Annotated in this window: 10 protein-coding genes; 6 read left to right on the forward strand and 4 right to left on the reverse strand. The window is 65.8% G+C overall.

Annotation, left to right across the window (positions count from 1 at the left end; genetic code table 11):
- Positions 1-23: 23 nt before the first annotated feature.
- Positions 24-1958 (reverse strand): hypothetical protein, encoded by a 1935-nt coding sequence (locus tag U5A52_RS10390; protein ID WP_321907957.1) that lies wholly within the window; start codon positions 1956-1958, stop codon positions 24-26.
- A 641-nt stretch (positions 1959-2599) separates the two neighbouring features.
- Between U5A52_RS10390 and U5A52_RS10395 the strand changes: the two genes are divergently transcribed.
- The 3 genes from U5A52_RS10395 (at position 2600) to U5A52_RS10405 (ending at position 7062) form a co-directional block, all read left to right on the forward strand.
- Positions 2600-3493, forward strand: a complete 894-nt coding sequence (locus U5A52_RS10395; RefSeq protein WP_321934698.1) for a LysR family transcriptional regulator — start codon at positions 2600-2602, stop codon at positions 3491-3493.
- A 94-nt stretch (positions 3494-3587) separates the two neighbouring features.
- Positions 3588-5558 (forward strand): aconitase family protein, encoded by a 1971-nt coding sequence (locus tag U5A52_RS10400; RefSeq protein ID WP_321934699.1) that lies wholly within the window; start codon positions 3588-3590, stop codon positions 5556-5558.
- A gap of 49 nt (positions 5559-5607) precedes the next feature.
- Positions 5608-7062, forward strand: coding sequence for an MFS transporter (locus tag U5A52_RS10405; RefSeq protein WP_321907951.1), 1455 nt, complete (start codon positions 5608-5610; stop codon positions 7060-7062).
- 6 nt (positions 7063-7068) lie between these two features.
- Here U5A52_RS10405 and U5A52_RS10410 read toward each other — a convergent pair whose 3' ends face one another.
- Positions 7069-7974, reverse strand: a complete 906-nt coding sequence (locus U5A52_RS10410; RefSeq protein WP_321934700.1) for an AraC family transcriptional regulator — start codon at positions 7972-7974, stop codon at positions 7069-7071.
- A gap of 100 nt (positions 7975-8074) precedes the next feature.
- On the opposite strand from U5A52_RS10410, the gene U5A52_RS10415 reads away from it, so the two are divergent.
- Positions 8075-8818, forward strand: coding sequence for an SDR family oxidoreductase (locus U5A52_RS10415; RefSeq protein ID WP_321907947.1), 744 nt, complete (start codon positions 8075-8077; stop codon positions 8816-8818).
- A gap of 19 nt (positions 8819-8837) precedes the next feature.
- On the opposite strand, the gene U5A52_RS10420 is transcribed toward U5A52_RS10415, so the two are convergent.
- The gene (locus U5A52_RS10420) at positions 8838-10250 is read right to left on the reverse strand and encodes a cytochrome P450 (protein WP_321934701.1); all 1413 of its coding nucleotides are present in this window, start codon (positions 10248-10250) and stop codon (positions 8838-8840) included.
- A gap of 87 nt (positions 10251-10337) precedes the next feature.
- Between U5A52_RS10420 and U5A52_RS10425 the strand changes: the two genes are divergently transcribed.
- Entirely contained in the window at positions 10338-11276 is a 939-nt protein-coding gene (locus U5A52_RS10425) for an AraC family transcriptional regulator (RefSeq protein WP_321934702.1), read from the forward strand.
- Between the two features lie 19 nt (positions 11277-11295).
- Here the strand turns inward: U5A52_RS10425 and U5A52_RS10430 are convergent, their stop codons facing one another.
- Positions 11296-12279: an aldo/keto reductase gene (locus U5A52_RS10430; RefSeq protein ID WP_321907941.1), complete on the reverse strand. Its 984-nt coding sequence runs from the start codon at positions 12277-12279 to the stop codon at positions 11296-11298.
- 139 nt (positions 12280-12418) lie between these two features.
- Between U5A52_RS10430 and U5A52_RS10435 the strand changes: the two genes are divergently transcribed.
- Entirely contained in the window at positions 12419-13360 is a 942-nt protein-coding gene (locus U5A52_RS10435) for a LysR family transcriptional regulator (RefSeq protein WP_321907939.1), read from the forward strand.
- The last annotated feature ends 22 nt before the right edge of the window (positions 13361-13382 follow it).

The raw sequence follows: 13382 nt of genomic DNA on the forward strand, positions 1-13382 counted from the left end.
GGCCAGGTGGCCGCGCAGTTCGCTCAGTTCGCCACGTAGCCCGTGGGAAGCGTCGCATTGGCGCTCGCCACCGAGGCATTCTGCGAAACCACGTACACCGGCGATTCAGTCAGATTCAGCGAGAGCTGGCCATTGGTGTAGCTCATCGTGGTCGGGTTGCCCATCTCGTCGAGCACGGTGACCGTGCCGCTCGTGCCGGGCGCATCCACTGCGAGGCTATAGGCCACGCTATAGGTCGAGCTGTAGCCGCTGCTCGCGCTCCACACGCTGTTGTTGTGCGTCCAGAGCGCGGTGATGACCGCGCCGTTGTTCAACTGCTGGAACGCGTAGGCGTAGACACCCGAGGGCGTGCCGTTCACCGGGCCGAGCGTGTTGGTGCCATCGAGAATGCGCGTCATCGCCGCGACAGCCATCGCCGCCGGCTTGGGGCTGATGTTCTGCGCACCGTATTGGCCCTGGGCGTCGGCGAGATCGAAGAACGTGCCATAGCCCACGAGGCCCGGGAAGTCCGCGCCATAGAAGATCCAGGTTTGATCGGCGCCTTCGCCCAGAATGATCACGTGGCTGCGCGCCACCAGTGCACCTTGTGCGTACAGGATGTTGGCGCTCGGATAGTTGGCGCCGTACGACGAGCCGTTGTCATAGCTGATGCCTAGCTCCGTGCTGAACAGCTTCATGCCCGGCTTGTAGTCGGCGGCCATTTCGCTGCGCAGCGCGCGCATTTGCCCGATCAGCGAGCCGGATGCGTTGGCGGGGTCGGTCGCGAGACGTTCCGGCGCATACGAAGGCGAAGTGCCGTTGATGTCGTAGTAGCCGTGCGTCGTCACGCCGTCGATGTACTGCGCGTAGCCGAGCGGCGCGAGCGTCTTGAGCTGGCTGGCGGTGCCGGAGGGCGCCGTATCGGTCGGACCCATCACGACAGCGTGCGGGTCAGTCGAATGGATGCCCTGATAAACGGTCTGATAGAGCTGCACGAACTGCGCGTTCGTGCCTTGCCATTGCGCATCCGGTTCCCAGGTGAGCTGGTAGTAGTTGGCCGACTGGTTCGGAAAATAAGTCGTCCGAATGAGGTTCGACTCCGTGCCGATCCGGGCCATGTAGTTCTGGTAGTACGAGAGATCGGAAGGCGCAAGCGCTTCGTCCTCGAACGCGCCCGTGGGGCTCGCCCACGCGGGAATGCCGTCCAGACGCACGAGCCGCATCACCTGGCCCGTGGTGTAGAACGGATCGAGGTTATTGGCGTTCGGGTTGAAGGTGTTGGGGCCGTTCGGCTCCATGTTGTACAGCTCGCGATGGTCGTACGTCCACGAAATGCCGAGCGACGAGAGCACGGAGGTGTTGTCGTCCTCGCCTTGCATGCCGAAGCGATGCAGGTCCTGATGCGCATACGTGACCGTCGGCACGATGTTGGCCAGATTGGGCAGCACGCCGAAGGTCGCGGTGCCCGCGGGCCGGGTGCCGAGCGAGGGCAGCTGACCGCCGGCGTTGGCGAGCGTGGCCGACACGGCGAAGTAGCCCGCGAGCGTGGACGAGCAGGACAGCGTGGTCGTCAGGGGGCCTGCCGTCACGGGCAGGCGGCCACTCGCGGCCACGTTGCCGAACTGGTCGGCGATCGACCAGATCAGCGTGTCGGCGGCGGGCGCGTTGGTCGTCAAGGCCACAGGGAACGCTGTGGCCGAGGCGAAGATGCGGCCGCTTTGCGTGGTCGGCGTATCGGCTGAAACGAGCGCGCTGCCGGAACTCGCACTCGATGTCGAGGCGGAGCCGCAGGTCATCGTTCCGGGCTTGAGCGCGGTCGTGCCCGCATTCGCTGCGGCCGCGTTGCTGCCGCCATTGGCGCCACTCGAGTTTTGCGACGTGGCCGAGGCATTGGTTGCATCGCCGGAGCTTCCGGAACCGCCGCCGCCGCACGCCGCGAGGAATAGCGACGAGGACAGCAAGAGATAAAAGAGTTTCATCGTGCTCGAAAAAGACAAAGCGACGCCCAGCCGGCGACGGCGCGCGCTGCGCGCTCAGAGGCTGGCTAAGGTCTGAAGAATGAGTTTTGGCAGACGCCGCACAACGGCTCGATGAGCCCTGCGCCCGCTACGTGCGCCGCGCGGCTCGCGCTACAGCGCGAACGTGCGTATCTGTCCTTTGCTTTCGCGGGGGTAAATATTGCGCCCTCGCTACGGCTGCCCGTCGGGAATTTCGGCCCTGCGCTGGATCCCTGGAGGAGGGGAGACGTGCGCAATATTTTCGGACGAAGAAGTATTAAGTCACTGCTTGAAGTCAGACGCGCGGCGGATGTTACCGATAATTCCCCCTGACATGTGAAAATCAGACGTAACAAAATGTCACACGAATTCACATCAGTTTCAATTACCGAAACTTAGTGAATTTCCGCCAATAGCAAGGTATGAATTACCTCAAAAGAAGACGGTAATGCTTGCTGCATCGATCGCGTGTTTCACCCGCTATTTCCGGCTATATCGGCAACTATGGGGCGATCTGAAGAGCGCTGATGTCATTCATTCTTTTGTCTATATCTCCCTTTTAAATGCCTTTCTGATTTAAATCGGGTCGGAATTTAATTGACTCTGCTGATATGATTGCGGGCATGCGAATCGATCCCTATAGCCTCGAGCTGTTCATTTCGGTCGTGGAGGAAGGTTCCATTGCCCGGGCGGCCAGCCGCAATCACATTGCGCCTTCGGCACTCAGCCGCCGCATGGCGGATCTGGAAGCGGCAATGGGGCTGCCTTTGCTCATCCGTTCTCCTGCGGGCGTCGAATTGACCGAGGCGGGCCGCCACGCGTTTTCTCGTGCGGCGGCGGTGCACGACCAGTTGCAGTCGCTCGCGCGCGAAGTCCAGTCGCTCAGCGGCGAGGTGGCGGGCGTCGTACGCCTGTTCGCGAACGCGTCCGCGATCGTCGGCTTTCTGCCGGAGCGGCTCAAGGTCTTTCAGGCGCGCTTTCCGCTCGTGCAGATCGCGCTGACCGAACAGATCAGCGACGAGGTCGTGCGGGCTTGCATGGAAGATCGCGCCGACGTGGGGATTTCCGCGAATGGCAGGATTCCCGGCGCGCTCGACTCATGGCATTTCGCCGCCGACCCGCTCATGGTCGTGCTTCCGCCCGAACACGAACTGGCCGCCATGCAGGCGCTCATGTTCCACGACGTACTGCGTTTTCCGCTCGTGGCGCTGCAGGCGGGCGGCTCGCTCGACCAGATGCTCAAGGAGCGCGCCGCCGCTGCGCGCGTGCCGCTCAAGATTCCGGTGACGGTCAACAGCTTCGACGCGCAGTGCCGCATGGTCGAGGCCGGGCTTGGCATCGGCATCGTCCCGACCAGCGCGGCGTCTGCTTTCGCGGGCTCGCAGGGGTTCGTGCGCCGGCCGCTCGATGAGCCCTGGGCGACGAGCCGCAGCCTGCGCTTGCACGCGTTGCGCAAGTCGCCGCGCCTGAGGGCCGTGCAGGCCTTGATCGATACGCTCGTCCAGCGCGAGGGTTAACGAGGACATCGCGAACGGCGATGCCCCCTTTGCCGATCGAGCACTTCATTGCGCCGCTTGCTGCCGTCTAGATTTCCTCTCAAGGAGAAAATGGATGGCAACACTGGAATTGACTGGCCGCGTGCTGTTTCTTTGCAATGACCCGGAACGGGTCGAGCGGCAATTGCATGCAGACATGCGAGGCGCCGATCTGGACGGCGTCACGCCCGACGCGTTGAGAGACGACGTTTCGACCGACGAGATCACGCCCATGAGCGTGCTCACGCGCTTCGACGACCGTCTTGGCCGCGTGCCCTACGTCGGCTTTCAGGCCGGCGGGCGCAATCCAATTGGTATGGATTCCGTACGAAACGGCGGCTTCAGCGTGACCGTGGCAGGGAGTCGCTATGGCAAGGGCTCATCGCGCGAGCACAGCCCGCTGGCGGAATACCGTGCGGGCATCCGGCTCGTCATCGCGCGCAGCTTCGAGCGCATCTATCGTCAGAACGCGGACAACATCGGCTTGTTCACGTCGACGGATTTCGGCCTGATCGAGCGCATCCGGCGCGGCGAGCCGATCGACATCGAGGAGCTGGTCGCCTCCCGCGACGGCCTGGCGGCTTCGATTCTGCGCAGCGGCGGGCTGTTGAAATACGGCGCGCAATACATGCGGCAGATCGAGCCTGTCGCGCGGTCCGTCAATCACGCGCCGCGTACGTTCGCGCAGAAAATCCTCGAACGGCATGTGTTACGCACAGAGCACACGGGCGAATCGCTCGCGCCGGGCGCGGGCGTTTTCGTTTGCGCGGACTGGCGCTTCATCCACGAGTACTACACGGGGATGGCCACGCACATGCTGCATGCCACGTTCGGCAAGCCGCTTTCACTGCATGAGCCCGAAACCCTGCTCGCGTTCGAAGATCACCTTTCCTATTCGCACAAGAGCGAGCTGCATGTGCGTAACGGCCTGCTGCCTGACGTACGCGAGCTTTCGGCTGCGCACCGTGAATTCGCGCACGACTATGGGGTGCGCAATCACGGCTATTTGAGCGAACTCGAAAGCGGCATACAAGAAGGCTCTGAAGGCATTTCCCACGCGATGATGGCCGAGCGTTACGCGCTGCCGGGGCAGGTCGTGGCAGGGACCGATTCGCATACGCCGCACAGCGGCGCGCTCGGGTGTCTCGCGTTTGGCGTGGGCACGACCGACATGGCGAATGCATTCGTGACGGGAGCGGTGCGCATGACCGTGCCGCAGTCCTTGCGCGTGAATTTCCACGGCCCGATTCCCGCCGGCGTGACGGCAAAGGACCTTGTGCTGCACCTGCTCGCGCAACCAGGAATCCGCGCCGGCGCGGGCGTAGGAAAAGTGTTCGAGTTCGCTGGTTCCGCGATCGCGCAGTTGAGCACCGACGAGCGCACGACGCTCACGAACATGACGGCGGAGCTGGGCGGCTTCACGGGCATCGTTGCGCCCGATGAAGAAACCGTGCGCTTTCTGCGGGAGCGTCGCGGTATCGAGTTTGCCATCGAGCCGTGGATGTGCAGTGACCCCGGCGCGCCCTACGCCGAAGTGATCGACATCGACTGCACGCGCCTCTCGCCCATGCTCGCCGCGCCGGGCGACCCCGGCAACGGCATTGCGCTGCATGACCTTGAAGCGCGGCCGCGCGTCGACATCGCCTACGGCGGCTCGTGTACGGCGGGCAAGCGCGAAGACTTCGACCACTACCACGAAGTGCTGGCGTGGGCGGCGGCGCGCGGCATACGCGTGCCCGCCGATGTGAAGCTCTATCTGCAATTCGGTACGTCCGACGTGCGCGACTATTGCGTGCAGCGCGGCTACATCGAAGCTTTCGAACAGGCGGGCGCGGTTCTCCTGCAACCCTCATGCGGCGCGTGCGCGAATTGCGGACCTGGCGCCTCTGTCGACGCGGGCCAGGTTACGATCAGCGCGATCAACCGTAATTTTCCGGGACGCTCGGGTCCTGGCCGCGTCTGGCTCGCGAGCCCGCCGACGGTCGTGGCGAGCGCGCTTGCGGGAGAGATCGCTTCGTTTGACGAGCTGAAAGCGCGGTATCCGTGAGCGCAGCGTCAAGAACAATTCATTCGAATGACTACATTGGAGACAAAACATGGCCATTCTGGAGGGCACGGCGAGCTTGCGCGCCGCTGACCATGGAACCCCCGGCGATGCGAACGCGCTGGCCGACGGCAGCGGGCAGTACGGGTCAATATCGGCCCGTCTCGACAGGCTTCCAGCCACGCGCGCGGTATGGAAGCTGATTCTGTTGCTGAGCCTCGGGTTCTTCTTCGAACTGTACGATCTGCTCTTCACAGGCTACGTCGCGCCGGGTCTCGTCAAAAGCGGCATTCTCACTTCGACCACACCGGGCCTTTTCGGCACCTCGGGTGTGGCGAGCTTCATCGCCGCGCTGTTTTGCGGACTCTTTATCGGCACGGCCGCGTGTGGCTTTCTCGCGGACCGCTTTGGCCGGCGCGCCATCTTCACGTGGTCGCTGCTGTGGTATGTCGCGGCGAACACGGTCATGGCCTTCCAGGATACGGCGAGCGGCCTGAACTTCTGGCGCTTCGTTTCGGGCGTGGGCATAGGCGTCGAACTGGTGACCATCGGCACGTACCTGTCCGAGCTTGCGCCGAAACATTTGCGCGGCAGAGCGTTTGCGGTGTGCCAGGCGATCGGCTTTTCGGCTGTGCCTGTCGTGGCGTTTCTTTCGTGGCTGCTCGTGCCGCGTGCGCTGCTGGGACTCGACGGATGGCGCTGGGTCGTGCTGCTTGGCGGCATTAGCGCGCTCTTTGTCTGGTACTTCCGGCGCAATTTGCCCGAGAGTCCGCGCTGGCTCGCGGGCAAAGGCCGCACCGAAGAAGCCGCTGCGGTGCTGGCGGATCTCGAAGAGAAGGTGGCGCGGCAATACGGAGCGCCGCTCCCTGCCCCAGGACCCGCCGACCCGGTGCCGCGAAAGGCGGGATTCGCGGACATGTGGAAGCCGCCGTACGGCAAGCGCACCGTCATGCTCATCGTCTTCCATGTTTTCCAGACGGTGGGCTTTTATGGCTTCGCGAACTGGGTGCCCACGCTGCTCGTGAAGCAAGGCATCACGGTCACGTCGAGCCTCATGTACACCACGGTGATCGGGCTCGCTGCGCCGCTGGGTCCGCTGCTCGGCTACTGGATTGCCGACCGTTTCGAGCGCAAGCATGTGATCGTCGGCATGGCGGCGATCAATATCGTGAGCGGCTTGTTGTTCAGCCAGGCGTCGGCGGCGGTGGCGATCGTCACGCTTGGCGTGCTGTTGACGCTCGCGGGCAACATCATCTCGTTCACCTATCACACGTATCAGCAGGAGCTTTACCCCACGGCCATCCGCGCGCGCGCCGTGGGCTTCGTCTATTCGTGGAGCCGGCTCTCGGCCGTGTTCAGTTCCTTCGTCATCGCCTTCACGCTCAAGGAGTTCGGCGTGACTGGCGTGTTCGTTTTCATCGCGGGCGCGATGGCGCTCGTGATGGTCGCCATCGGCCTGATGGGGCCGCGCACGCTGGGCAAGTCGCTGGAGAGCATTTCGCACTGAGCGCCCTCAACCCGCCGCCTGCTCCCGTGCGTATTGCGCAGGCGGCACGCCCACATGTCGCGTGAACGCGACGCTGAATGTGCTGGCCGAACTGTAGCCAACACGCAGCGCAACTTCGGCCACGCCCTGCGTCTCGCGGCGCAGCAGGTTTCTCGCGATCGCCATGCGCCAGCCGAGCAGATACTCCATCGGCGCGACGCCCACGGCTCGCCGGAAGCGCTCGAAAAACGCCGAGCGCGACAGCGCCGCTTCCTTCGCGAGCTGAGCGACGGTCCAGGGCACGGTCGGGCTTTCGTGCATGCGCCGCAGCGCGGGCGCAAGGCGTGGGTCGCCGAGCCCACGCAGCAGGCCCGGCGTAGCCGACGCATCCCCTGTCGAGCGCAGCGCTTCGATCAGCAGCACCTCCAGCAGGCGCGCGAGGACGACCTCGCGCGCGGGCCGCTGCGCACGCGACTCGTCGCGCACGAGTTGTACGAGCGTGGCGAGGCGCTTTTCGCCGCGCACATGAATGCGCTGCGGCAGCAGCGAGACGAGCAATGCCGCATCGGGCGAGCCGAACACGCAGTAACCCACGAGCATCTGCACATTGGGCGGGCCGCTCAGGTCGCCAAGGCGGTATTCGCCGCTGAGCTGCGCGATGGGGGTGGTGTCAGTGGTCTGCGTCGTCGCCGGGTCGAGGCTCGACATCGCGAAGCCGTGGGCCTCCGGAATCAGGACGAAATCGTCGGGTTCGAGCGTGAGCGGCGCCTGGCCATCTACCTCGAGGCGGCATGAACCTTCGAGGATCGCGCAGTAGAAGGGCTGCCCGGCATCCGTGCGCCGGATACGCCAGGCGCCCGCACCGCTCACTCGTTTCGAGATCGAGGCGCCCGGCTGGAGCAGCGCGACCACTTCCGCGAGTGGGTCGATCATGACCGGACTCCTGCAAATGAAACGTGGACGTTTGATTGTAGCAAGTCCGGCTACGGAGGCTTATCGTCTCGGTACTGCCAACCCACCTGCAGGAGCGTTGATGAAAACCGTCTTGATCACTGGATGCTCGTCCGGTTTCGGCCTCGAAATCGCCCGCTACTTTCTCGACCGCGACTGGAACGTCGTCGCGACGATGCGCACGCCGCGCGAGGATGTGCTGCCGCGGTCGCCGCGCCTGCGCGTGCTCGCGCTCGATGTCACGCAGGCGCAGAGCATACGCGAGGCCGTGGAGGCCGCCGGGCCGATCGACGTGCTCGTGAACAACGCGGGCATTGGCGTGCTGGGCGCGCTCGAAGGCATGTCGATGGAGACCGCGCGCGACGTGTTCGAGACGAATACGCTCGGCACCATTGCGCTCACGCAGGCGGTTCTGCCGCAGTTTCGGCAGCGTAAGAGCGGTGTCGTCGTGAACGTCACGTCGAGCGTGACGCTGCGCGCGTTGCCGCTGCTCGCCGTGTATGCGGCGAGCAAGGCGGCGGTCAACGCGTTCACGGAGTCGCTGGCGCACGAACTCGCGCCGTTCAATGTGCGCACTTGCGTCGTGCTGCCGGGCCGCGCGCCCGACACGCGCTTCGGCGAGAACGCGCAGCAACGCATGGAGGGCAGCATTCCCGAGCCTTATGTCGAGCTGGGACAGCGCGTGTTCGAGCAGTGGGCGCAGTCCACGGCGATCACGCGCTCGCAGGACGTGGCCGAGGCGGTCTGGCGCGCGGCGACCGATGCGGCGGCTCCGGCCCGCATCGTCGCGGGTGCGGATGCGCTGGCGTTGGCCGGGGCGCCGTGATCCCCCCGAACCGCTAAGGCTAAGCCGGTGCGAGCGCCAGATGTAGCGGCGCCTGCGGCCTTAGCGTCACGTTGAGCACGGGGCGCGGGGCCGCCGTGCCGTTCGGCACCGCGAGCGTGTAGCGCTGCAAGACCATTGCGGCGATCACCGTCATCTCGGTCATCGCCAGATGCTGCCCCAGGCACACACGCGGACCCATGCCGAACGGCGACCACGCGCCGCGCTGGGCGGGCGCGGCTTCGCGGGCGAAGCGCTCGGGCTTGAATGCGGACGGGTCGGCGAACCAGCGCGCGTCGTGCTGCATCAACTGCACGGGCAGCATGAACAGCGTGCGCGCCGGAAACCGCCACGCACCGAGTTCCACCGCACGCGTCGCGCGGCGGCTGATGAGCACCGGCGCGGCGGGGTAGAGGCGCAGCGTTTCCTCGAGGGTTTGCGTCACCCACGGCAGCGCGGTGCGGACATCGGCGCCCGGCGCGCGGCCTTGCAGCACCTCGCTCACCTCCGCACGCGCGGCCGCTTGCGCCGATGGGTTCGAGGCCATGCACCAAGCCCACCATGTGAGCGTGGCCGCAGTCGTCTCGTGACCCGCGAGAAAGGTGGTCATGCATTCGTCGCGCACCGCCTGCAGTGGCCACGTGGCCGGGTCTTCGCGATGAAGATGCAAGAGACGCGAGAGCAGGTCGTCGGGCCATTCTCTAGCAGAGAGCGCGAGGCGCGCTTGCAGATGCTGCTCGATGAGACCCTTCAGCACGCGTATGGCCCGTCGCTTCGCGCGCTTCCAGGGCATCCAGTCGGGTGCGCTGGCAGGCCAATAGAATTCGGCATTGGCGGCTTCGCTCGCCACCCGCACGGCGTCTTCGGCCTCGCGAGCCTGCGCGCCGACTTGCGCGGAGAACATCATCCGCAAGATCACGTCCATGGTCAGCGAGGTCAGCGCGTTTTCCACCGGCCAGCGCGCGTACTGCTGCGGCCACTGCGCGAGCGCGGCCGCCGTTGCCGCCGCCACGCCCGGCACGAAGGCCTGCACGGTCTTCGGCGCGAAGCCGGGCTGCATCGCATGACGTTTGACGCGCCATGCATCGCCTTCGGATGTCAGCACGCTGTGGCCGTGTAGCTGCGCGAATATGCTCGTGCCGCGTTCCCAGCGGACCAGCGCGTCGTGATGCGTCACCAGCAGGTCGCGCGCAAGCTGTGGGTCGGCCACCATGACCGCGTGCTCGGGGAAGGTGCGCACATGCACGACGTCGCCGTAGCTGCGCTGCCACTCGCCGAGCGTGCCGAGCAGGTCGCGGGACATGCGGCGCAACAGGCGCCAGCCGGTCAGGCCAGCGGGCGGGCCGGGCGGCCATGTGCCGGTGGGCGGGGGCGAAGGCGGCGTCCCGTCGCGCTTCGCATGGATAGGACATTGAGCGGTCGATGGCGTTTTCATGCCACGCATTGCACACCAACGGCCGCCGCGCGTCTTGAACGCAAACGACATCGACGCTCTTGCAGCGCTCGCCTATACTGCGCGGTCATGTCCACCGCTACGCCTTCCAGCTCGATTGCTTGCCCCGACCGTTGGGCACGCGGCCCGCGCGTATTGCGCGGCGCCGAGCGTCCTCACGCGCGGCTCTATCCGCCTCCTGCGGCGTTGGCGGATGCCATTGTGGCCGTGGCCTGCCGCGACACGCGCGGCTTCGACCTGAACGACGCGCAACGCCTCTCGCATTTCCCGGCCTCGCCGCTCGTGTGCCTCTCGTGGTATCGGGACCTGGATGCCGGGCTCGTGGAATCGACCGCGAACGGGCCGCTGTGGCGGCCCTTCGGCACGGCGATCACACTCTCGGGCAGCCAGTCGCAGCCCACCACGAGTTGGGCGCCCACCGCGGGCTTCGGCGGCATGGTGTGCTTCAACGCCGACGCAGCGAAGGCCTTGTTCGATCTCGATCTGGCTGCGGTCCACGACCGCTTTCTGTGCGCGCGCGAAACGCTGGGCCGCGAGTGGCTCGCGCTCCTCGACGCGTTGCTTTGCACTGCCGAAGATGCACAGACGCTCGCGGCGCTCGAAACGCATCTCGCGCCACGCTGGCAAGCTGTTCGCGGCCAGCGCTCCTCCGTTGCCACGCTGCGCCAGGCGGGCCGCCGCTGGGTGGGGCGTCTTGCCTGGCAGGCGCGCGAATGGGGGCGCACGCATAGCGCGCGGCAGGTGGAGCGGCGCATCAAGGCTTACAGCGGGCGCTCGCTGCGCGAGTGGCACTCGCTCGTGAAGGCCGAGGGCGCGTATTTCGCGGCAACGGAGCGCCTCGCCAACGGTCAGTCCTTCGACTGGGCGGCGTTCGCCCACGACGAAGGATTCGCGGATCAGGCGCACCTGAGCCGCACGACCCGCCACATGACCGGCTTCTCGCCCACCGACTTCGCGCAGCGCTATGTCGAGGACGAGTCGTTCTGGATGTACCGGTTGTGGGTATGAGCGGGCCGCGCGCGCGAACCTAGCGGTCCACCCGCTGCTGCATCTGCGCCGGATACCGGTCGCCCACCACCTGGATCGCCTTGAGCGCCGCTTCGATGGCGGCGAGATCGCCTGCGCTCAACTCGAGACTGGCCGCGCCCATGTTCTCGTCGAGCCGCGAAAGCTTCGTGGTGCCAGGAATCGGCACGATCCACGGCTTCTGCGCGAGCAGCCAGGCCAGCGCGATCTGCGCGCGCGTGGCGCCTTTGCCCTCGGCAATGCGGCCCAGCACGTCGACGAGACCGGCATTGGCCTTGCGATTCTCCTCCGAAAAGCGCGGCACGATCATGCGGAAGTCGCTTTGATCGAATGACGTGCGCTCATCGATCGCGCCGGTCAGAAAGCCCTTGCCGAGCGGGCTGAACGGCACGAAGCCAATGCCCAGCTCCTCCAGGACCGGCATCACCTTGTGCTCCGGCTCGCGCCACCAGAGCGAATATTCGCTTTGCAGCGCGGCTACGGGCTGCACGGCGTGGGCGCGGCGAATGGACTGCTCGCCCGCTTCGGAAAGGCCGAAGTGCTTCACCTTGCCTTCGCGGATCAGATCCTTGACCGTGCCCGCCACGTCTTCCATGGGCACGTTCGGATCGACGCGGTGCTGGTAGAAGAGGTCGATGCGGTCGGTCTTCAGGCGTTTGAGCGACGCTTCGGCCACCGCGCGGATGCGCTCGGGCCGGCTGTCCATGGGCTTTTTCGAGTCGCCGTCCTGAAAGCCGAACTTCGTCGCGATCACCACCTGGTCGCGAATCGGCGCGAGCGCTTCGCCCACGAGCGCTTCGTTGACGAAGGGGCCGTAGACTTCGGCCGTGTCGAAGAACGTGACGCCGCGCTCGAACGCCGTGCGGATCAGGCGGATCGCGTCCGCCTTTTCGGTGGCGGGCCCATAGCCGAAGCTGAGCCCCATGCAGCCGAGGCCCAACGCGGAGACTTCGAGGCCGTTCTTGCCGAGTGTGCGCTTTTGCATGTCTTGCTCCTTGAAAGCGATTGGACGGGCGGCCCCCGTGTTCACGCGCGAGCCGCCTTCTACCCGATCGAGTGTAGGTTGCTGCATGCGGCTCAACAATCCCGCTAGACTTGCATGGGGTACTGAGGAAAATTCACAAATGGTGCGCACCGGCTTATCCGAACTGACGGCTTTCGTGACGATCGCCGAGCAACGCAGCTTCAGCGGCGCGGCGCGTGTGCTGGGCGTCTCGCCGTCCGCGCTCAGCCACACCGTGCGCAACCTGGAGGCGAAACTCGGCGTGCGTCTCCTGAACCGCACCACGCGCTCTGTGGCGCTGACCGAGGCGGGGGAGCAGTTGCTCAACCGCGTGCGGCCCGCCATGGCCGATCTCGAAGACGCCGTGAACGACGTCACGTCCGCGAGCAACCGGCCTTCGGGGTCGATCCGCATCAGCGCTTCGGAATCGGGGGCGCGCCCGCTCATTCGACATGTGTTGCCGGCGTTCCTCGCCCGCTATCCGGACATACGCGTGGAGTTCGTGGTCGACTCGCGGCTCGTGGACATCGTGGCCGGCGGATTCGACGCCGGCGTGCGCGTGCTCGAAGACGTGCCGCGCGACATGATCGCCATTCGCTTCACGCAGGACATGCGTTTTGGCGCGGTGGCCTCGCCCGCGTATCTGGCGCAGCATGCGCCGCCGCGCGCGCCGCACGACCTGGAGCAGCACCGCTGCATCCGCTTTCGTTTCGAGAGCGGCGCGCTGTTCCGTTGGGATTTCGCGCACCGCGGCAAGAGCGCCAGCATCGACGTGGACGGGCCGCTTACGCTCGGCAATCTGAACCTGATGGTCGAGGCCGCGCTCGCCGGGGTCGGCGTGGCCTGGGTGCCGGAGTCGCTTGTGGCCGAGCATGTGGCCGCCGGCCGGCTCGTCCACTTGCTGCCGGAATGGGGGCCGGTGTTTTCGGGGCTCTGCCTTTACTATCCGGCCAATCGGCATCCGCCCGCGGCGCTGCGCCTCTTTGCGCAGGCCGTGCGCGAATGGGCCGACCCGGCCGGCACGGCCGATGCCGCGCCGCAGCGCAAGACGCAAACGCGCTGAAATGAACCGGGCTGCAATGTAT

Source organism: Paraburkholderia sp. J8-2, from assembly GCF_905220195.1.
In the GTDB taxonomy this organism is placed as follows: domain Bacteria; phylum Pseudomonadota; class Gammaproteobacteria; order Burkholderiales; family Burkholderiaceae; genus Paraburkholderia.

Excerpts from the sequence above, each read along its gene's own strand:
- U5A52_RS10390 (WP_321907957.1), bottom strand. The coding sequence starts at position 1,958 with ATGAAACTCTTTTATCTCTTGCTGTCCTCGTCGCTATTCCTCGCGGCG.
- U5A52_RS10395 (WP_321934698.1), top strand. The coding sequence starts at position 2,600 with ATGCGAATCGATCCCTATAGCCTCGAGCTGTTCATTTCGGTCGTGGAG.
- U5A52_RS10400 (WP_321934699.1), top strand. The coding sequence starts at position 3,588 with ATGGCAACACTGGAATTGACTGGCCGCGTGCTGTTTCTTTGCAATGAC.
- U5A52_RS10405 (WP_321907951.1), top strand. The coding sequence starts at position 5,608 with ATGGCCATTCTGGAGGGCACGGCGAGCTTGCGCGCCGCTGACCATGGA.
- U5A52_RS10410 (WP_321934700.1), bottom strand. The coding sequence starts at position 7,974 with ATGATCGACCCACTCGCGGAAGTGGTCGCGCTGCTCCAGCCGGGCGCC.
- U5A52_RS10415 (WP_321907947.1), top strand. The coding sequence starts at position 8,075 with ATGAAAACCGTCTTGATCACTGGATGCTCGTCCGGTTTCGGCCTCGAA.
- U5A52_RS10420 (WP_321934701.1), bottom strand. The coding sequence starts at position 10,250 with ATGAAAACGCCATCGACCGCTCAATGTCCTATCCATGCGAAGCGCGAC.
- U5A52_RS10425 (WP_321934702.1), top strand. The coding sequence starts at position 10,338 with ATGTCCACCGCTACGCCTTCCAGCTCGATTGCTTGCCCCGACCGTTGG.
- U5A52_RS10430 (WP_321907941.1), bottom strand. The coding sequence starts at position 12,279 with ATGCAAAAGCGCACACTCGGCAAGAACGGCCTCGAAGTCTCCGCGTTG.
- U5A52_RS10435 (WP_321907939.1), top strand. The coding sequence starts at position 12,419 with ATGGTGCGCACCGGCTTATCCGAACTGACGGCTTTCGTGACGATCGCC.